This is a genomic window from Paenibacillus sp. 23TSA30-6 (assembly GCF_014858585.1).
In the GTDB taxonomy this organism is placed as follows: Bacteria; Bacillota; Bacilli; order Paenibacillales; family Paenibacillaceae; genus Paenibacillus.
In genome coordinates this window covers 39,335-58,880 of record NZ_SLTL01000014.1, presented here as the reverse complement: position 1 = coordinate 58,880, position 19,546 = coordinate 39,335, and the positions used below count along the sequence as shown (strand labels likewise).

Sequence of the window (19,546 nt, the reverse complement as noted above, 5' to 3'; positions counted from 1 at the left end):
TACGTTTTTTTCGGCCTGTCTTTTTTGTTTAGCCGATCACACCGGATAGGAGTGGAAAAATGACTAACTTGCGAAAAACGCCGCTGCATTCATCCTACAGCACGCTGTCGGGGGTTCGTTGCATTGATTTTGGCGGCTGGGAGCTGCCTGTACAGTTCAGTGGCATTCAAAAGGAACATGAGGCCGTCCGGCAACGTGCAGGATTATTCGATGTATCGCATATGGGTGAATTCTTGGTCGAGGGCCAGGAAGCCGAAGCATTTCTGCAACAGGTGACGACGAACGATGTCAGCCAATTGGAGCCGGGCCAGGCCCAATATTCGCTCCTGTGTTACCCGGATGGAGGTGTAGTAGACGACCTCCTTGTCTACTACAAAGGGCCGGAGCGTTACATGCTCGTTGTGAATGCCTCCAACATCGATAAGGATTGGGATTGGCTGCTTCGCCATGCGCCTGCATCCGTTCATCTGGAAAACATATCAGATGCGGTGGCACTGCTGGCGTTGCAAGGACCTGAAGCTGCACGTATTGCCGCAGCCGTGACAGACACGGACATTACAAAGCTGGCTTCCTTCCGATTCAGCGAGGATGTGCAATTATTCGGAGCAAAAGCGCTCGTCTCCCGCACCGGATACACGGGGGAAGACGGCTTTGAATTTTACGTACCTGCTGCGAATGCACCGGCAGTGTGGGACGGATTGCTTCGCATCGGTGAGCCGTATGGTCTGGTTCCCGCCGGACTTGGAGCCCGGGATACACTGCGTTTCGAGGCGCGGCTGCCGCTGTACGGACAGGAGCTGTCCGCCACGATTTCACCGCTGGAAGCTGGTTTAGGCTTCTTCGTCAAGCTGAATAAGGGAGATTTTATCGGCAGAGAGGCTCTGCAACGCCAGAAAGAACAAGGCATTCCGCGCAAGCTGATCGGGCTGGAAATGCTTGACCGTGGCATACCGCGTGCCCATTACCCCGTGTTCGCGGAAGGACAGCACATCGGCGAGGTCACAACGGGAACCCAGTCGCCCACCTTAAAACGTAATCTGGGTTTGGCTCTGGTGGACAGTCGTTTTAGTTCCCTATCCACGCCGCTGGAGGTCGAGATTCGTGGCAAGCGCCTGCGCGCCGAGGTGGTAGCCGCACCCTTTTATAAACGTCCACACTGATTTAAACGCTCGTCTTACTATAACTATCGTGATCCGTTACTAACCGCTGCCCAGTTGGCAATCATTTATTAATCATTTGTTAATCGTTTTACGTTTTTTACGATCTTGTTGGTTGAAAGGAGCCAGACCCAATGAAACAGCATCGTTATCTTCCTATGACCGAGCAGGATCAAGCTGAAATGCTGCGCGTGGTCGGCGCATCGTCCATCGACGATTTATTCAGCGATATTCCTGAGGCGATCCGGTATAAAGGGGAGCTGCCCCTGTCTTCTCGGTTAGACGAAAGAGCCTTAACCCGCCACTTATCAGGACTGGCCGGGCAAAATGCCAATACAGACACGCACGCCAGCTTTCTCGGCGCAGGGATTTACGATCATCATATTCCGTCCGTCATCCAGCATATCACTTCGCGCTCGGAATTTTATACAGCCTACACTCCTTATCAGCCGGAGGTAAGCCAGGGCGAGCTGCAAGCCATCTTCGAATTTCAATCGTATATATGCGAATTAACAGGCATGGCTGTAGCCAATGCCAGCATGTATGATGGAGCGACTGCGCTGGCAGAAGCAGGCTCATTGGCTGCCGCTGCCACCCGCCGCAAGCAGCTTATCGTATCGCGGACCGTCCATCCGGAGGCACGTCAGGTGTTGGCTGCCTATGCGCGCGGGCTGGATTTGGATATCGTAGAGATCGACTGTGCAGATGGTGTAACTGACGTGAAGGCATTAACGGCGGCCATATCGGAGCAGACGGCGGCAGTTTTGGTCCAAAGCCCTAATTTTTTCGGGGCCGTGGAAAATCTGAAGCCGATGGCTGACCTGATTCATGCCCACAAGGGTCTTATGGTTGTCAGCGCCAATCCGCTGGCGCTGGGCTTGCTGGAAGCACCCGGTAAGCAGGGCGCGGATATTGTCGTAGGAGACGCGCAGCCGCTCGGCATCTCCTCCTCCCTCGGTGGCCCAACCTGTGGTTACTTTGCCGTTTCTCAGGCGCATATGCGCCGTATCCCCGGACGTATAGTGGGCCAGACCACAGATCGCAACGGTAAACGCGGCTTCGTGCTGACCTTACAGGCACGGGAACAGCATATCCGCCGGGAAAAGGCCACCTCTAACATATGCTCCAATCAGGCGTTACTCGCCTTATCCGCCTCTGTGTATTTGTCCGTCATGGGTAGACAGGGCATCGCGGAAGTAGCCGAGCTAAACTTGCACAAAAGCCGTTACGCATTGGAGCAACTACTCGGCTTGAAGGGTGTGACAGCCTCCTTTACTGCACCCACCTTTAACGAGTTTGCCCTGCGGTTACCTGAGGGTACCGATATGAATAAATTGCAAGCCGGATTGCTTGCTGCCGGATTTATCGGCGGCTACGAGTTAGGGCGGGATTATGAGGAATATGCAGGTCACATGCTGATTGCCGTGACAGAGCAACGAACAAAGGAAGAGATCGATCAATTCGTACACATCTTGGGGGGATTGCTATGACACACACCACCGGACAAGATCAGGGTATACCGAATCCAGAAGTCGAATCCAGTCGAAATCAGATGAAAGAGCATGATCAGGCGCTCATTTTTGAATTGAGCAGATCAGGCCGTATCGCCTATTCCCTGCCCGAATGCGATGTTCCCCGCCGTCCGGTGGCAGAGCTTTTGCCGGATTATGCGCAGCGTAGCGAGCCTGCGGCATTGCCCGAGGTATACGAAGTAGACGTAATTCGACATTATACCGCCCTGTCACGGCGCAATTTTGGCGTGGACAACGGATTTTATCCGCTCGGCTCCTGTACGATGAAATATAACCCCAAGGTAAACGAGGATGTCGCCCGTTATGCAGGCTTCGCCAAAATCCATCCGTACCAGCCAGAGGGCAGCATCCAGGGAGCCATGGCACTGCTCCATACGCTTCAAAGCGATCTGGCCGCGTTAACCGGCATGGATGCCGTCACCCTTCAGCCCGCCGCGGGCGCCCATGGCGAATGGACCGGGCTGATGATGATCCGCTCCTACCACGAAGCGCGTGGTGAGCGGCGTACCAAAGTGCTCGTGCCGGATTCCTCGCACGGAACGAACCCCGCCAGCGCCGCTGTGGCAGGCTTCGAAACGATCACCCTCCCCTCCACACCGCAGGGGCTGGTGGATCTGGACGCGCTGCGTCAAGCCGTAGGCAACGACACCGCTGCGCTTATGCTGACCAACCCGAACACGCTCGGGCTGTTCGAGAAGCAAATCGCTGACATTGCCGCAATTGTGCATGAAGCAGGTGGCCTGCTCTACTATGACGGCGCGAACTCCAACGCCATTATGGGGATCACCCGCCCCGGGGATATGGGCTTTGACGTGGTGCATCTCAATTTGCACAAAACGATGAGTACCCCACATGGCGGAGGCGGCCCCGGCGCAGGACCTGTCGGGGTAAAGCAACGGCTCATTCCGTATATGCCCAAGCCGCTTGTCGTGCGTGATCCCAAGGGCACGTACCACTGGGATCGAGAGCAGGGAGATTCCATCGGACGGGTCAAAGCCTTTTACGGCAACTTCGGCATTCTCGTCCGTGCCTATGCCTATATCCGCAGCTATGGCCCTGACGGCTTGAAGCGGGTATCCGAATGTGCCGTACTGAATGCCAATTATATGATGCATCGGCTGGCTCCGCATTTTGATATCCCTTATCCAGGCTATTGCAAACACGAATTTGTGATGTCTGGGCGCGGCTTAAAGAAATTCGGAGTGCGTACACTTGATGTTGCCAAGCGATTGCTCGATTTCGGCTACCATCCGCCTACGATTTATTTCCCGCTGAATGTAGAGGAATGTATCATGATCGAGCCGACAGAAACGGAAAGCAAGGAGACGCTTGATGCCTTCATTGACACCATGATCCAAATTGCGCGGGAAGCGGAGGAAACGCCTGAATTGGTGCTGAATGCTCCATATACCACTCCAGTCACGCGACTGGACGAAGCAACTGCAGCTCGCAAGCCTATATTGAATTGCTCATGCAGCTAAAAGCAAACTCCAATTTGGGGCATACAAAAAGGCCGGTATCTGTTAGATACCGGCCGCTGTATGTAAACAGCAATTTTTGTTGGAAAAAGATATACCTTGAAAATGTGATACCCTTCCTTAGCCTTCAATGCTTTGAACCAATTCAACAACCTGCTCGGCTGTTTGCATATCCAAAGCTTTTGCAGCCAGTTTCTCCATGTCCGCGCGGGACAATTTCGAAATTTGACTGCGTGCTGGCAGAATGGAAGTAGCACTCATGCTGAACTCATCGAGTCCCAGACCCAGCAGCAATGGAATTGCTGTTGTATCCCCTGCCATTTCGCCGCACATACCAACCCAACGTCCTTCACGGTGAGCGGCATCAATAACCATTTTCACCAGACGCAGAATGGATGGGTTATATGGTTGATACAGGTAAGAAACCCGCTCGTTCATACGATCCGCTGCCATTGTGTACTGAATCAGATCGTTCGTACCGATACTGAAGAAATCAACTTCTTTTGCGAATTGGTCAGCCAATACCGCTGTAGAAGGAATTTCTACCATGATGCCCAACTGAATTTCTTCAGATACGGCTACACCCTCGGCTACCAACTTTTCCTTTTCCTCCAACAACACAGCTTTGGATTCACGGAATTCGTTTAGTGTAGCAATCATTGGGAACATGATCCGCAGGTTACCGTGTACACTTGCCCGCAGCAAAGCACGCAATTGAGTACGGAAAATATCCTGACGATCCAGACACAGACGAATAGCACGGAATCCGAGGAATGGATTCATTTCCTTCGGCAGATCCAGATAAGGAAGCTCTTTGTCGCCACCGATGTCCAACGTGCGGACTACAACCGGTTTGCCTTCCATTCTTTCCAGAACGGTTTTGTATGCTGTGTACTGTACTTCTTCGGATGGAAGCTTATCGCGTCCCATATACAAGAATTCAGTACGATACAGGCCAACGCCTTCGCCACCGTTATCCAGAACGCCAGCTACATCGTTAGGCGTACCGATATTGGCTGCCAGTTCGACATGCACACCATCGACGGAAACTGTAGCTTCGCCGCGCAGCTTGCGCCACTCTTCGCGTTGCTTGTCGTATGCCACCTGTTTAGCTTGGTATTCCGCAACGATCTCTTCGGAAGGGTTCACAAATACGTGACCATCCAGACCATCGACGATAATCAAATCGCCGCTTTTAGCTTGGGACAATATATTTTTCGTTCCTACAACCGCAGGAATTTCAAGTGAACGAGCCATAATAGCCGAGTGCGAAGTACGTCCGCCGATGTTGGTTGCAAAACCTTTAACAAATTCGCGATTCAGCTGAGCTGTGTCGGAAGGTGTCAAATCTTCTGCAAGTACAATCGTTTCTTCGGCAATTTCTGCAGGACTGACAAAATGAACACCAAGCAGGTGATTCAGGATCCGCTTGGTTACATCACGCATGTCCGATGCGCGTTCTTGCAAATAAGCACTTTTCATGTTTTCGAACATGGAAATAAACTGTGTAGCTACTTCGTTCAGAGCATAGTCAGCATTAAGCTGCTCGTCTCTGATCTTAGCTTTAACCGGATCGATCAGTTCAGGATCATTCAGGATCAACAGGTGAGAAGCAAAAATCTCTGCTTTTTTCTCGCCCAGTTCCTGTAAAGTTTTCTCCTTAATCGCTTCCAATTCGGTTTGAGATTTTACTAAAGCCGCATCCAATCTTGCAATTTCAGCTTCAGCATCACCAACCGCGCGTCTCTCTACAGCGTAATTCGGATGCTCCAAGATAAACGCCCGGGCAATAGCGATGCCTGCCGAAGCGGCAATCCCGGAAATTTTAAGCATGAACTTCGCCCAGCCCTTCGTTAACGATTACATTTTCAAGAGCTTTCAGAGCGTCAGCAGCTTCAGCGCCTTCACAGATGATGTTGATGATATCGCCTTGTTCCAGACCGAGAGACAATACACCCAGAATGGATTTCAAAGTTACTTTTTTACCGTTAGCTTCGGCAAAAGATTCAGCACCGCTGAATTTATTAGCTGTATTTACCAGCGCAGTTGCAGGACGTGCATGGATACCGTCTTCATCAGTAATTCTAAAAGTTGTTTGCATAATTGTTCCTCCCACTTTCCTATGGATAATATTTGTTTACACGCAGTATACGTGTAGTGAAACCGGGTCGATAATCAGGCGACCTAAGCCGCCTGATTACTAATCCGAAACACATAGAGTTTATTTTATCGTAATTATACCATCTTCGCCAGCCTTCAATACTCCAGTTTTGTTTAAAGTTACCGAAGAACCTTCGGGAAGGTTGGTAAAAATGACTGGTGAGATGATGGATTTTGCGTTTGCCTTCACGTATTCCAGGTCTACTTTCATAATCGGTTGACCGGCTGACACAAGATCGCCTTCGTTCACCAAAACGTCAAATCCTTGGCCTTTAAGCTTTACTGTGTTCACCCCGATATGAACAAGCACTTCCTTACCACCGTCAGATTGGATACCAATGGCATGCTTGCTTGGGAATACATTGAATACTTTACCATATACAGGTGACACAATCGTTCCATCATTTGGCACGACAGCAAAACCGTCTCCTGTCATACGTTCTGCAAATACCGGATCAGGAACAGTCGAAATATCAACCAATTCTCCGTTAACAGGCATCACGATATCTTCAACGATGATGGTCTGTTTTTCTTCACCAGCTTCCTTCTCTTCTTGCGGAGCAGGTTGAGACGAAGCCGGAGCAGGTGTGCGTCCCGCCATAATATCAGCCATTTGCGTTTTAATCGTGTCGGAACGTGTACCGAAAATGGCTTGTACGTTGTTGCCGACTTCGAGTACACCCGCTGCGCCAAGCTGTTTGAGACGAGCCTTGTCAACGTTGGACTTCTCGTTAACTTCAATACGAAGACGTGTGATACAAGCATCCAAATGCTTGATATTGGACGCCCCGCCGAAAGCTGCCAAAATATTGCCTGGAAGCTCGTCTGTGGTACCGACTGCGGCTCCTTCAACATTTTCTGTAGCTTCTTCACGCCCTGGTGTTTTCAGGTTAAACTTCCGTATGATGAATCGGAATCCGAAGTAGTAAATAACCGCCAAAATCAGACCGACGATGATGACGTACCACCAAGACGTACGATTCGGAATAATCCCGAAAATCAGGAAGTCGATAAATCCACCAGAGAAGGTCATACCGATTTTAACATTCAAAATTTGCATGGTCATAAACGACAGCCCTGCAAACACAGCATGCACCGCGAACAGCAATGGAGCTACGAACAGGAAGGAAAATTCCAGTGGCTCCGTAATCCCTGTCAAGAACGAGGTCAAAGCTGCTGAACCCATAATACCTGCTACATATTTTTTGTGTTCCGGTCTTGCTTCATGATACATTGCAAGCGCTGCGGCTGGCAAACCGAACATCATGAACGGGAATTTACCCACTTGGAACGTACTTGCTGTCAATGTAACTCCATCACGAAGCTGGTTAAAGAAGATTTGCTGGTCACCATGAATCGTTTGACCTGCCTTGTTCACGTACTCGCCGAACTCAAACCAGAACGGTGAATACCAAATGTGATGCAATCCGAAAGGAATAAGTGAGCGTTCAATGACCCCAAAAATGAAAGCGGCCAGTGTCGGGTTGGAATCAACCATGAAGTGAGACACGACGTTCAGTCCAGATTGTACGGGAGGCCATACAATGACCAGCAATAGTCCAATCAACAACGAAGATACTGCTGTTGCAATCGGAACGAAGCGCTTACCTGCGAAAAAGCCCAGATACGAAGGAAGCTCAATTTTGAAAAAGCGATTGTACATGGCCGCGGCCAGTATACCGATGATAATCCCGCCGAACACCCCGGTTTGCAGCGTTGGAATCCCCAGCACGTTCGCATAGCCCGGTATTTTTTGAGCGATCAGACCCGGTGTAACACCCACAGCTGTACCCAATGTAATGTTCATGACGAGGTAACCGATGATCGCAGCCAAACCTGCTACACCTTCACCGCCTGCCAGACCGACGGCTACGCCGACTGCAAACAACAGTGCCAGATTATCAAAAACAATTTGTCCGGCATTCATCATGATCGTCGCTACCGATTGAACCCAGCCCGCATTTAATGCTGGAATGTACTGGAGAAAATCGGGATTGACCAACATGTTGCCGATTCCCAATAAAAGTCCCGCTGCCGGTAAAATGGCTACAGGAAGCATTAAAGCTTTGCCGACACGCTGTAAAACACCGAAAAGCTTTTTAAACATACGTTCCACTTCCTTCTCTGAAAATTAGAATAGAGAGGCAAAACAACAAAAAAGGCATGAGCCGATTTAAGTATGTTTGAACACAACCTTGGGATATAGCTTACCCCGGTAGGCTGTAAACAATCATAATTTAAAACAACTCATGCCTGATCGAATCAGTAACACGTTAGATATTCAATTGTTGTCTTGCTCATTACGAAATTCATTATAGCATTCTGCCAAAAGTGAGGCAATACTTTTTTCGATTCTAGCTGTTCTAACGTTGATCTCCCTGCTCTTTGCGTTGGGACAACCGCTGTAAATGCATCGTCAAATAGCTAACCTCAGCCGGATATACGGGTTTGCGAAGCCTTTTCTCCATAATCTTCGTGAGCTTCCAGGCTAACATATACATTTCCGGATACTCTTCATTCAAAAGCTTGTCCAATCGGTAAATCTCCTGCACAATCTCTCCTCGACGTACACGTTCAATCGCAAACCTCAGATGAGTCAGCAGACGTGAGTAATCCAGGGATTGGAGAGGAATGCGATAATCCAGCGTAGTCTCTACTACCTGTACCATATCAGCAATCAATCGAGAATCCTTCCTGACCTCGGAAATATGCTGGTTCGTCATGGCACTGTAAATATGCAAGGCCACGAATCCGATTTCATCTTCTCCCAGATCCACACCCATCTTGTCCTTGATCAAAGAGACTGCCTGTTCAGCCATCTTGTATTCCTGAGGGTAAATTTCTCTCGTTTCATACAAAAACGGATTATGGATCGTAATGCCCTGTTTCTGACGATTAATGGAAAAGGCGATGTGATCGGTTAAAGCAATCAATATGTGCTCATTCAGAGGCTTCTTCGCTTGAAGCTGAACATGGTGAAGCATCTCACCAATGACCTCAATGAGCTTTTCATCCAGCTCGGGAAGCAATCGCTTGTATTGCTCCTGCTCCTCATGGCTTTTTAATATAAATAATTTTTCAACTGAATCCAACGGTATAAGATCGCCGTTTTTGCGATTGAAACCGATTCCTTTTCCAATCACAACAACCTCATCATGCTCGGGATGCATCCCGATAATCACATTGTTATTCAGCGCTTTCGCCACTTGTAGGCTGCTCACATCCGCACCTCTTTTTATCTGAACCTTGATCCTAAGAATTAGAGCATGAAGCTCAGAGGAATCCACGTTAAAGTACCAAATATTCCGCTAAAGGTCAATAAAAAGAAAACGCTTTTCATCACAATAACCGGGAAAAGCTGTGATGAAAAGCGTTCTTTCTGTTAAGGGGTATCTGCTCCTGTACACCCTGCGGCTATTCTTTATCCCGCGGCGCAACCTCAACCGGGGCATGAATGTGCAGCTTATCCGTTTCACCGGAGGACGATACGGAATGAAGGCCCTTTTTCCCCGTGGTCAGCCCCTTAATTAACTGCTCTACATCAATACCGGACACACTCTTGAGCATCTCTGGAGCCGTAGCCATTAGCTCTGTGACATAATTGCTGACACGCGCTGCTCCTTCTCCCTTGCCTGTATCCACAACCGTTAATTTATCAATGGACGCAATTGGCTCAGCAATCCGGCCGGCCAGCTCAGGCAGCATTTTCACGATAATATCGAGTACGGCTGCCTCACCAAACTTCTGGAACGCCTCCGCCAGCTTTTCCTTGGCCTCGGCTTCCGCCAGACCACGCAAACGGATGACGTCAGCATCCGCCGTACCTTTGGCGCGTTCCGCATCCGCTTCCGCTTGCCCATTCAGTCGTTTTTGTTCAGCAGACGCTTTAGCCTGTGTCTCAATCGAGTATTGCAGCGATTCCGCCTCACGCATTTTACGTGATTTATCCGCCTCCGCGGCTTGCTCTACCGCATACCGATCCGCTTCCGCCTTCTTCTTCACTTCCGCATCATATTGCTTTTCACGTACCTGAATTTCCTTGGTTTGAAGATCAATTTCGCGCTCCTTGCGCACCAGCTCGACCTTCATCTGCTCCTCGACGGCAGTCTGCTTGGCACGGGCCTCCTGAATGTGATAAGCCTGATCGGCTTCCGCCTTGGCTGTATCCTGCTCCTTTTTAAACGAAGCCACTTTCAGTTCCTTCTCCTTGGCTGCCTCGGCAATGTTTGTATCACGCAACAGTTCAGCCTTCTGCCCTTCCTGTTCGGCACGCGCCTTTTGTATCCGGGCATCCCGTACCGCCTCGGCTTCGGCAATTTCTGCGTCCCGTTTCACAGCGGCAATTCTCGGCTTACCAAGCGCATCCAGATATCCGTGCTTATCACGCACATCTTTAATCGTGAACGAGACAATTTGCAGACCCATCTTTTTCAGATCGCGAGCAGCCACGCCCTGTACTTCCTGCGCAAACCGATCTCGATTACGATATACTTCCTCCACTGTCATCGAGCCGAGGATCGCACGCAAATGGCCCTCCAGCACTTCCTGAGCTTCTCCCCTGAGGGCCTCCAGCGGCTTCCCGATGAACTGCTCCGCTGCTGTTGCTATATCCTCAATGGAGCTGCCGACCTTGATGATCGCCACACCGTCCGCAATCACGGGAACTCCTTGCTCCGTATACACTTCCGGTGTTGTTACATCCAGTTTGTGGGACAATAGAGAAATAAATTCGGACTGCTGAAAAATAGGCCATATAAAGGCACCCCCGCCGCGCACAATTTTGATTTTACGACCGGAATCATCCTCGGAAATATTTTTATTTCCCAAAAATGAACCCGTAACGATCATTCCTTCATCCGGTCCTACCGTTTTGTAACGGGCCCAAAAGGCAATCCCTAATATGACGATAACGATGACGACAATCCCCGGGACCAACACAATATCCTGCAAACTTGACACTCCCGTTCACGCTCCCTTCAAGTTAAGCGAATGCGCCGTCTACGTGTCCAGATACGCTACGCGGACGACACCCTCTGCGACCTCAACCACGACGATACGGGTTCCCGCAGCCAGCGGTTTGTGATCAAAGCTCGATGCTGTATGTATGGTGTTGCCTGCACCCAAGCGGATCATAACCTCCCCGTAACCAACCTCAGGTACCGGAACGGTGACCTCACCGATCCTTCCGGTCAGCTCACGCATCGAGAAGCCGCTGGACACCTCCGAGTTCGCCATGGGCTTGATAAACGAAAAAAACACAAGCACTCCGATCACAAATGCAATCGCAAAGGCAAACACAACGACCCAGCCCATGCTCAGCCCGGTATATTTCGTCAGCAACACACCAGCCCCGCCAAAAGCGGTCATCGCTCCAAGTAAAACGACGGGTCTGAACCAATCGAGGCCCGGCAGCTCCAATCCATCCAGCCAGCCACCAAGTACATCCCCGATCAATACACTGACCACAGTAAAGATAGCGCCCCCTGCCAATAACCACCAAAATATGGTTTCCATGCGGCTCCTCCTTCCATGTACCTTTTCAGTCTGGTTTCCAGCCTATAACTATGTTTACGTATTCAACCTTAAAAAGTTTCAAAATTTTCCTCTTAAATTCCAAATCAAACCCAAAAAAGCACGTCCATACGTCTAATGACGCACAAACGTGCTTGCAATTATCCAATGACTAAATGACTGGATTACAGGGATGCTTTGTAAATTTCCACTACATCTTCGCGATTCAGCTTGTTAAAGCCACCAAAAGAACCGAATTTCACAGCTTTATCAGCCATAACGTCGATTTTGGAATCATCAATATCGTAATCAGCCAGACGGCTTGGCGCACCAATCGAGTTCCAGAAATCACGCAACGCCTGAATACCTTCCAGCGCTACTTCTTCATCACTCTTGCCTTCCGGGTTCACATGGAACACATTCACAGCCAGTTGCTTGAAGCGTTCAGGCTTCACATGCAGATTGTGCTTCATCCAGTTCGGGAACAAAATCGCCAGTCCTCCGCCATGTGGAATATCATAAACAGCAGACACTGCATGCTCGATATTATGAGTTGCCCAGTCACCTGTCAGCCCCATGTTCAGGAAGCCGTTCAGCGCCATCGTACCACAGTACATCATCGTTTCACGCAGCTCGTAGTTTTCCAGATCGTTGACCAGGCCAGGAGCCGCATCAATAACTGTACGCAAAATCGTTTCACACCAGCCAAGCTGAACCGGAGTGTTAGATTCCAAATGGAAGTAATGCTCCAGCGTATGTGACATCATATCCACGATTCCGTACACCGTTTGATTTTGTGGCAGAGAATACGTGTTCACCGGATCAAGAATGGAAAACGCAGGGAACGCAAATACACTGCCCCATCCCAGTTTTTCCTGTGTTTCTTCGTTCGTAATGACAGAACCTGCGTTCATTTCGGAACCGGTAGCTGCCATCGTCAGAACTGTACCTAAAGGCAATGCTGCCTGCGGAGCCGCTTTACGCTCTGCAAAATCCCACATGTCGCCATCATATTTCGCCCCGACAGCAATCGCTTTGGAGCAATCCAGCACACTACCGCCGCCAACAGCCAGTACGAGGTCGATTTGATGTGTTTTACACAATTCCACGCCTTTATGTACTGTAGACAAGCGAGGATTTGGTTCTACACCAGCCAGTTCCGTTACCTCTGCGCCAATCTCTTTAAGCAGACTTATTACATTATCATACAAGCCGCTGCGCTTAATGCTGCCGCCGCCATATACAAGCAGTACACGTTTACCGTATTTAGGAACTTCACGCTTGAGAGCCTCTAATTGCCCTTTACCGAAGATCAATTGAGTAGGATTATAAAATTCGAATGCTTTCATCGCAAACGTTCGCCTCCAATATTTTCTAAAGTTTAATGCTAAGAAACTCCTCTATTATAACCTTTTCAGTTACAGGAAACAAATTTGCTTCTTTTTCAAAAAAAAACCACGCTCCTGAGGAGCATGGTTCCATGTCATATCTTGGGAGGGTTCTCGCACTGTATTATGCGCTGCCTGCATTTATTTTATTCCCCTGTAGTATAACCCAGTTGCTGTATAAATCGTCCAAACGCTTGCTGACCTTCCGAATTGCGCTTGTACACCCCTGCATGCTCCAATATTTCACTGAATTTCAGTCCGACCTCATTTTGTACGGTACGAACAGCCGTCTCCTTGTCAGGCAGGCGACCGAATCGGGTGTTCAACTGGTAAATCCAGTCCGCATGCTTGAATAGCGGATGCCCTTCCTGCTGCATAGCTACAGCCAGCTCGTCGTTCCCACACAAAATATCTGCAATTTCATCCAGTTCATCCTTAAGCCGCCCCGGCAAAATCGCAAGCCCCATAACCTCGATTAGGCCGATATTTTCCTTCTTGATATGATGCATCTCCCGATGAGGGTGAAAAATACCTTCCGGGTACTCATCACTCGTCCGGTTGTTGCGCAGCACCAGATCCATCTGGTACTTTCCTTCCGCATCCCGACGTACAATCGGTGTCACCGTATTATGCGGCACCGCTTCTCCGTCTTGCTCCGTATGAGAGAGGACATCCACTGCGCGATCGCTGTATGTCTTCCAGGCTTCAAAAGCGGCATTTCCCGCCTCCAGCAACGCTTCGACATCCGTTGAAGTAAAGCGGATCACTGACATCGGCCAGTTCACAATACCTGCTGTGACTTGTGGGAAGGCTTCATTGCGGTACACAACGTCCACCTCCGCTTTTTCAATGGGGAACGTATGACGTCCACCTTGAAAATGATCGTGAGTCAGAATAGAGCCCCCGACAATCGGCAGATCGGCATTGGAACCGATAAAATAGTGCGGAAACGCTTTCGTAAATGCCAGCAACCGCCGCAGTGTATCCTTCGTAAGCTTCATCGGCACATGATCGTGATGGAATACGATGCAATGCTCGTTGTAGTACACATAGGGCGAATATTGGAAGAACCACGGTTCCCCGTTCAATTCCAGCGGAATGATACGCAAATTTTGACGGGACGGATGATTCACCCTTCCGGCATATCCAACGTTTTCACGGCATAATTGACATTTTGGATAAACGGGCGGCGGAAGAAGCTTCGCCATTGCGATTTCCTTTGGACTTTTCTCCGGCTTGGACAGATTAATCGTGATTTCCATATCTCCGTACGGTGTCTGCTGATTCCAGAACACATTGCTGGCAATGCGGTCCATTCGGATGTAATTCGAGTCGATGGACAGTTGATAAAAAGCATTTGTCGCCGCCTCTATGCCGCGTTCAGCCTCCGTTTGGCGAAAGTCACGGATGACTTCAGACGGTCTTGCCATCAGGAGACCCATAATTTTGGAATCCAGCAAATCACGGTACGTAGCTGTGTTTTCCGATATGAGTCCAATCGTATAGCCATAATCAATCAATACATTAAGCACAGGCTGGAGAACTTCGGGGGCTGTGATGCCCCCTGCCTCCCCGCCGGAGTAAGGCTCCGAAAACCCGAACTGCTCCAGCAGCAGATTACGACTGTAATCTGTGTCTTGCGGACCGATCAATCCCCGGTTTTGTGCGAATGCAACCAGCTGCTCAATCGCATACAGAGCGGATTGCTGTACAGTTTCGTCGATGTCATGGGCCACAGGCCGGGAATGGTCCCGGTCTTGGCCTCTAGCTGCGGATTGACTCTCGCTCATTATGTCATCGTCTCCCGTCTATTCGTCGCCGTAGCCCTGAGGGTGCGACTGATGCCAGCCCCAAGCTCCGCTGATAATGTCCTCCAGTTGGGTACGCGCCGGACTCCAGCCCAGCACCGAGCGTGCCTTTTCAGAAGAGGCAACCAATACTGCCGGATCACCCGAGCGCCGTGGCTCTGTAACGACCGGAATGTCGAGTCCAGTGACCTTGCGTGCCGTCTCGATAACTTCCTTCACCGAGAAGCCCTGTCCGTTACCCAGATTAAACACGTTGCTGTCATGGCCTTCGCGCAAATAATTCACCGCACGCACATGGGCATCTGCCAGATCGCTCACATGAATGTAATCCCGGATGCACGTTCCGTCAGGTGTAGCATAGTCCTCACCAAACACTGCGATGTGCGGGCGCTGTTTCAGTGCTGTCTGAAGTACCAGCGGAATCAGATGACTTTCCGGACGATGATCCTCACCGATTTTGCCGCTCTCATGCGCACCAGCCGCATTAAAGTACCGCAAGGACACATATTTGATGCCCAATACTTTATCAAACCATGACATCATGCGCTCCATCATCAGCTTCGTTTCACCATATACATTCGTTGGCTCTGTACGGTCTCCCTCTTCAATCGGCACCTTTTCCGGTTCGCCGTAGGTAGCCGCAGTGGAGGAAAATACGATCCTGCGCACACCAGCATCCTTCATGGCCTCCAGCAAGCTCAACGCGCCGAATACGTTGTTGTCATAATATTTACCCGGATTTTGCATACTTTCCCCAACCAGCGAGTTGGCTGCAAAATGGATAACCGCGTCGATACTATTTTCGGAAAACAGTCTGGACAGCAATTCTTTATCTCTCAGATCACCTTCATACAGCTTGCCTCCGAGCAGTGCTGCCTTGTGCCCGGTCTGCAAATTGTCCAGCACCACAACCTCTTCTCCCCGATCCAACAGTTCTGCTACGGTATGTGAACCGATATATCCGGCTCCGCCTGTTACTAAAATGGCCATGTTATTCGTCCTCCTTCTGTTCTTTAACTCCGTCTCCCGCCTTACATACATAAAAGCTGGCTTCCAGCCCTGTCCGGGTCTGATAAGCTTCGCCGACTTCCTTCACAAACCGTTCCACATCGTCCTCATGAACCAGTGAAACCGTACAGCCCCCAAATCCGGCTCCCGTCATACGCGAGCCCAGCGTGCCGGGAATACGTCTTGCTTCTTCCACCATTACATCCAGCTCCGTACAGCTGACCTCATACAGATCGCGTAGCGAATCATGTGAAGCGTTCATCAACTGTCCAAAGGCTGCAAGATCATTCGCCGCAAGGGCATCGACAGAAGCCAGCACACGAGCGTTTTCCTCCACCACATGCTGTGCCCGACGGCGTACTGTTTCATCCGCAATATAATGCTGGAGCTTACCGAAGCGGGCTTCATCCAGCTGAGCGAGATATTCCAGCGACGGCTCCTGCTGCTGCAATATCGACAACGCCTCGGCGCATTGGCTACGACGCTCGTTATAGGCTGAGTCTACCAGCCCACGACGTTTGTTCGTATTGCCGATGACCAGCTTATAAACGCCCGTACGAAAAGGCACCTTGCGGTACTCCAGCGTATCGCACATCAGCAGAATCGCATGGTCAGCCGCACCGTTGGCTACGGCGAACTGATCCATAATGCCGCAATTGACGCCTACATAATTGTTTTCTGCCCGCTGGGACAACAGCGCAATTTCAACCGTGTCTGTTGCCTGCTTTTCGGCAGTGAGCAGCGCGTAACCTGTTACGACCTCAATGGAAGCAGATGATGACAATCCGGCACCATTCGGTATTGCTCCATGATAGAGCAAGTCGTATCCGCTAGACGGATAAACTTCCTTTTTAGCCAGCTCCACCATCACACCCACTGGATAGTCCACCCATTCGTCCGTTTTGTTGTTACCTATTTCTCCACGCGGTATGGACACTTCATATGACAGGTTTGTCGAAGCAAAATGAATTTCATCATCATTTCGTGCACGGAGAATCAGCGTTGTACCGAATTCCAGTGCAGCCGGGAGTACATAACCACCGTTGTAGTCGATATGCTCCCCAATCAAATTGACACGCCCGGGAGCATGAAATATCCGCAGCTCATGGCTGCTTTCACCATATTTGTCGATAAAACGTTTCTTTATTTCAGTAGTGTTCATATCCGCATCCACCTCATCACCGTTAGTAAAGGCTCCCCTGACTTCCCTGTAACAAACTTAATCAGGTTGACACTTCTTATGATTTCAGTATAAATGAAAGCGTTAAATAATGTAATGCATCCATGTGTTAAAGCTATGGATAAATGTGACTTGGATATGTACAATGTAAGTATACCGTATCTATTAAACCATTCACAAATCTAGGAAGGATGACCATATTTGCAAACGCATTCATATAGTTATGCTGTGGCCTCCAATCCGGTCTTTTATGAAAATAGTCCACTGCACGTGCTTTTTGCCGGGGAGAGCCAAACCAAATCCGGTCATGCTGTTGGGCCGAAGCTCTATGATTACTATCTACTCCATTTCGTGGAATCGGGAAAAGGTATCTTCCGAACAGAGCAGCACGCATATCAGCTTGAAAAAAACGATTTTTTCCTGATCCATCCCGGTCAGCTTGTAAGCTACACCTCCGATGAAGAGGAACCGTGGCGGTATCGCTGGTCTGCATTTACGGGACAGCATACCGAACAGATGGTGCAGGAAGCAGGGCTACACGTGCATCAGCCTGTCTTCCACGCTTCCAGTGAGAGCCTGATCCCCGGCTATTTGGAGCAGATGCAGTTAGCCTTTTACAGCCGAAAATCCAGCTCACATCTTGCAGCCCTTGGCTATCTGTATCTGATCATGGGGGAAGCGGGTAATCATTTAAGCGACTGGTCTGACCCGACCGGGGCGGATTCGCAAATTCGGCGGACGGTCAAGCAGATGGTCCAATATATGTCCACTCAATATGCGCATCCCGTTTCTATCGAACAAATGTCCGAAGGACTTGGTTATAACCGTGCGTATTTGTCACGCATATTCAAGAAGGAAACAGGCGTCTCCCCTGTTACCTATCTGCTCAAGCTGCGAATTGACAAGTCTCGCCAACTGCTGCGCGAGCGTCCCGAGCTTTCGGTGGAGCAGGTGGCCGCTTCGGTGGGATTGACCGACGCTTTGTATTTCTCACGTCAATTCAAGCGCTTCTGCGGCCAGTCGCCAACTCAGTATCGAAGCAAGGTTCAGCAATATCCGCAACCTTAGCAGACTTGATCGTTCATTTATTCTGACCTGCCCCGTTCGGGGATTGATCCTCCGTTGCAGCATGAGCAACGACCAAGCTGGTATGGTTCGGAACATGGAAAACAGCCCGCATCCTTCAACAATGTGGGCTGTCGCGTATATATTGGGTATGAGAAATTGCACGTTATACCGATGATGATAGAATAGCTTTTGGGCTTTATGCTGTGCCGCCGTCCTGTAAGTTCCCGGCATTCAAAATCGAATCAATCCGATCCAGCTCTTCCTGTGAAAAGTCCAGATTGGACAAGGCAGCAACGTTTTCTTCGATTTGACTCACACGGCTGGCCCCAATCAGGACGGAGGTCAGACGCTCACCACGCAGAGCCCAGGCCAACGAGAATTGAGCCAAGCTTTGTCCGCGCGCAGCTGCCATTTGATTGAGCGCCCGCACCTTACGAAGTGTTTCGGGTGTCACATTGTTTTCATTCAAGAAGACAGATGTACTCGCTGCACGCGAATCCTCAGGAATTCCGTTCAAATATTTATTGGTCAGCAATCCCTGAGCCAGTGGGCAAAAGGCAATACTGCCGATCCCATTTTCGTCCAGTACATCCTGCAATCCGTTTTCAATCCAACGGTCGAGCAGAGAATATTTTGGCTGATGAATCAGCAGCGGTGTTCCCAGCTCCTTTAGAATTCGAGCCGCTTCTGCCGTTTGCTCCGCACTATAATTAGACACGCCCACGTACAACGCCTTGCCGGAACGTACGATATGATCCAGTGCCTGCATTGTTTCCTCCAGCGGCGTATCAGGATCAAAACGGTGGGAGTAGAATATATCGACATAATCCAGCCCCAACCGCTTCAAGCTCTGATCCAGACTGGATATCACATACTTGCGTGAGCCCCATTCACCATAAGGCCCCGGCCACATATAGTAACCCGCCTTGGTCGAAATGACCATCTCATCCCGGTACGGCTTCAAATCACTAGCCAACACTTGTCCAAAAAATTCTTCTGCCGAACCGGCAGGAGGACCATAGTTATTCGCCAGATCAAAATGCGTAATCCCCAGATCAAAGGAGCGGGTAACCATGTTACGGCCGTTCTCCGCATTGTTAATCCCGCCAAAATTGTGCCACAAGCCCAGTGAAATGGCAGGAAGCTTAAGGCCCGATCTCCCTGTGCGGTTATATTTCATACTTTCATAACGATCATCGCCAGCCAAATAAACCATGCTATCCCAGCCTCTCTCGAAACATTGTTATGTCCATTCA

At 49.8% G+C, this 19,546-nt stretch carries 15 protein-coding genes; 4 read left to right on the top strand and 11 right to left on the bottom strand.

What is annotated here, in order from left to right; all coding sequences use genetic code 11:
• Window positions 1-59 precede the first annotated feature (59 nt).
• From gcvT to gcvPB, 3 genes are all read left to right on the top strand, one after another.
• The gene (gcvT, locus tag E0698_RS14565) at window positions 60-1,160 is read left to right on the top strand and encodes a glycine cleavage system aminomethyltransferase GcvT (RefSeq protein WP_192512012.1); all 1,101 of its coding nucleotides are present in this window, start codon (window positions 60-62) and stop codon (window positions 1,158-1,160) included.
• A 131-nt stretch (window positions 1,161-1,291) separates the two neighbouring features.
• A complete protein-coding gene (gene gcvPA / locus E0698_RS14560; protein ID WP_192512011.1) occupies window positions 1,292-2,647 on the top strand; it encodes an aminomethyl-transferring glycine dehydrogenase subunit GcvPA in 1,356 nt (451 codons plus the stop codon).
• Complete coding sequence (gcvPB, locus tag E0698_RS14555) at window positions 2,644-4,170, top strand: aminomethyl-transferring glycine dehydrogenase subunit GcvPB (RefSeq protein WP_443146913.1); 1,527 nt, start codon at window positions 2,644-2,646, stop codon at window positions 4,168-4,170. The genes gcvPA and gcvPB overlap by 4 nt, the downstream gene beginning before the upstream one ends.
• A 117-nt stretch (window positions 4,171-4,287) precedes the next feature.
• Here the strand turns inward: gcvPB and ptsP are convergent, their stop codons facing one another.
• The 10 genes from ptsP to E0698_RS14505 all read right to left on the bottom strand — a co-directional run bounded on the left by ptsP (window position 4,288) and on the right by E0698_RS14505 (window position 17,204).
• A complete protein-coding gene (gene ptsP / locus E0698_RS14550; protein WP_134913186.1) occupies window positions 4,288-6,000 on the bottom strand; it encodes a phosphoenolpyruvate--protein phosphotransferase in 1,713 nt (570 codons plus the stop codon).
• Window positions 5,993-6,268: an HPr family phosphocarrier protein gene (locus E0698_RS14545; protein ID WP_025682214.1), complete on the bottom strand. Its 276-nt coding sequence runs from the start codon at window positions 6,266-6,268 to the stop codon at window positions 5,993-5,995. Before E0698_RS14545 ends, ptsP begins: the two co-directional genes overlap by 8 nt.
• Window positions 6,269-6,388: 120 nt before the next feature.
• The gene (gene ptsG / locus E0698_RS14540; RefSeq protein ID WP_192512010.1) at window positions 6,389-8,434 is read right to left on the bottom strand and encodes a glucose-specific PTS transporter subunit IIBC; all 2,046 of its coding nucleotides are present in this window, start codon (window positions 8,432-8,434) and stop codon (window positions 6,389-6,391) included.
• Between the two features lie 256 nt (window positions 8,435-8,690).
• On the bottom strand, window positions 8,691-9,548 hold the full coding sequence (gene glcT, locus E0698_RS14535) for a glucose PTS transporter transcription antiterminator GlcT (RefSeq protein WP_192512009.1): 858 nt from the start codon (window positions 9,546-9,548) through the stop codon (window positions 8,691-8,693).
• A 193-nt stretch (window positions 9,549-9,741) separates the two neighbouring features.
• Window positions 9,742-11,277 (bottom strand): flotillin family protein, encoded by a 1,536-nt coding sequence (locus tag E0698_RS14530; RefSeq protein WP_149093950.1) that lies wholly within the window; start codon window positions 11,275-11,277, stop codon window positions 9,742-9,744.
• Between the two features lie 48 nt (window positions 11,278-11,325).
• Window positions 11,326-11,841, bottom strand: a complete 516-nt coding sequence (locus tag E0698_RS14525) for an NfeD family protein (protein ID WP_192512008.1) — start codon at window positions 11,839-11,841, stop codon at window positions 11,326-11,328.
• A 182-nt stretch (window positions 11,842-12,023) separates the two neighbouring features.
• On the bottom strand, window positions 12,024-13,187 hold the full coding sequence (locus E0698_RS14520; RefSeq protein WP_134913184.1) for an iron-containing alcohol dehydrogenase: 1,164 nt from the start codon (window positions 13,185-13,187) through the stop codon (window positions 12,024-12,026).
• Between the two features lie 185 nt (window positions 13,188-13,372).
• Window positions 13,373-15,016, bottom strand: coding sequence for a UDP-glucose--hexose-1-phosphate uridylyltransferase (locus E0698_RS14515; RefSeq protein ID WP_192512007.1), 1,644 nt, complete (start codon window positions 15,014-15,016; stop codon window positions 13,373-13,375).
• Window positions 15,017-15,034: 18 nt separating this feature from the next.
• The gene (galE, locus tag E0698_RS14510) at window positions 15,035-16,024 is read right to left on the bottom strand and encodes a UDP-glucose 4-epimerase GalE (RefSeq protein WP_044648160.1); all 990 of its coding nucleotides are present in this window, start codon (window positions 16,022-16,024) and stop codon (window positions 15,035-15,037) included.
• Window position 16,025: 1 nt separating this feature from the next.
• Window positions 16,026-17,204, bottom strand: coding sequence for a galactokinase (locus tag E0698_RS14505; protein WP_192512006.1), 1,179 nt, complete (start codon window positions 17,202-17,204; stop codon window positions 16,026-16,028).
• A gap of 219 nt (window positions 17,205-17,423) precedes the next feature.
• Here E0698_RS14505 and E0698_RS14500 point away from each other — a divergent pair, with 219 nt between their 5' ends.
• The gene (locus E0698_RS14500) at window positions 17,424-18,290 is read left to right on the top strand and encodes an AraC family transcriptional regulator (RefSeq protein ID WP_192512005.1); all 867 of its coding nucleotides are present in this window, start codon (window positions 17,424-17,426) and stop codon (window positions 18,288-18,290) included.
• A 196-nt stretch (window positions 18,291-18,486) separates the two neighbouring features.
• Here the strand turns inward: E0698_RS14500 and mgrA are convergent, their stop codons facing one another.
• A complete protein-coding gene (mgrA, locus tag E0698_RS14495; protein ID WP_192512004.1) occupies window positions 18,487-19,506 on the bottom strand; it encodes an L-glyceraldehyde 3-phosphate reductase in 1,020 nt (339 codons plus the stop codon).
• Window positions 19,507-19,546 lie beyond the last annotated feature (40 nt).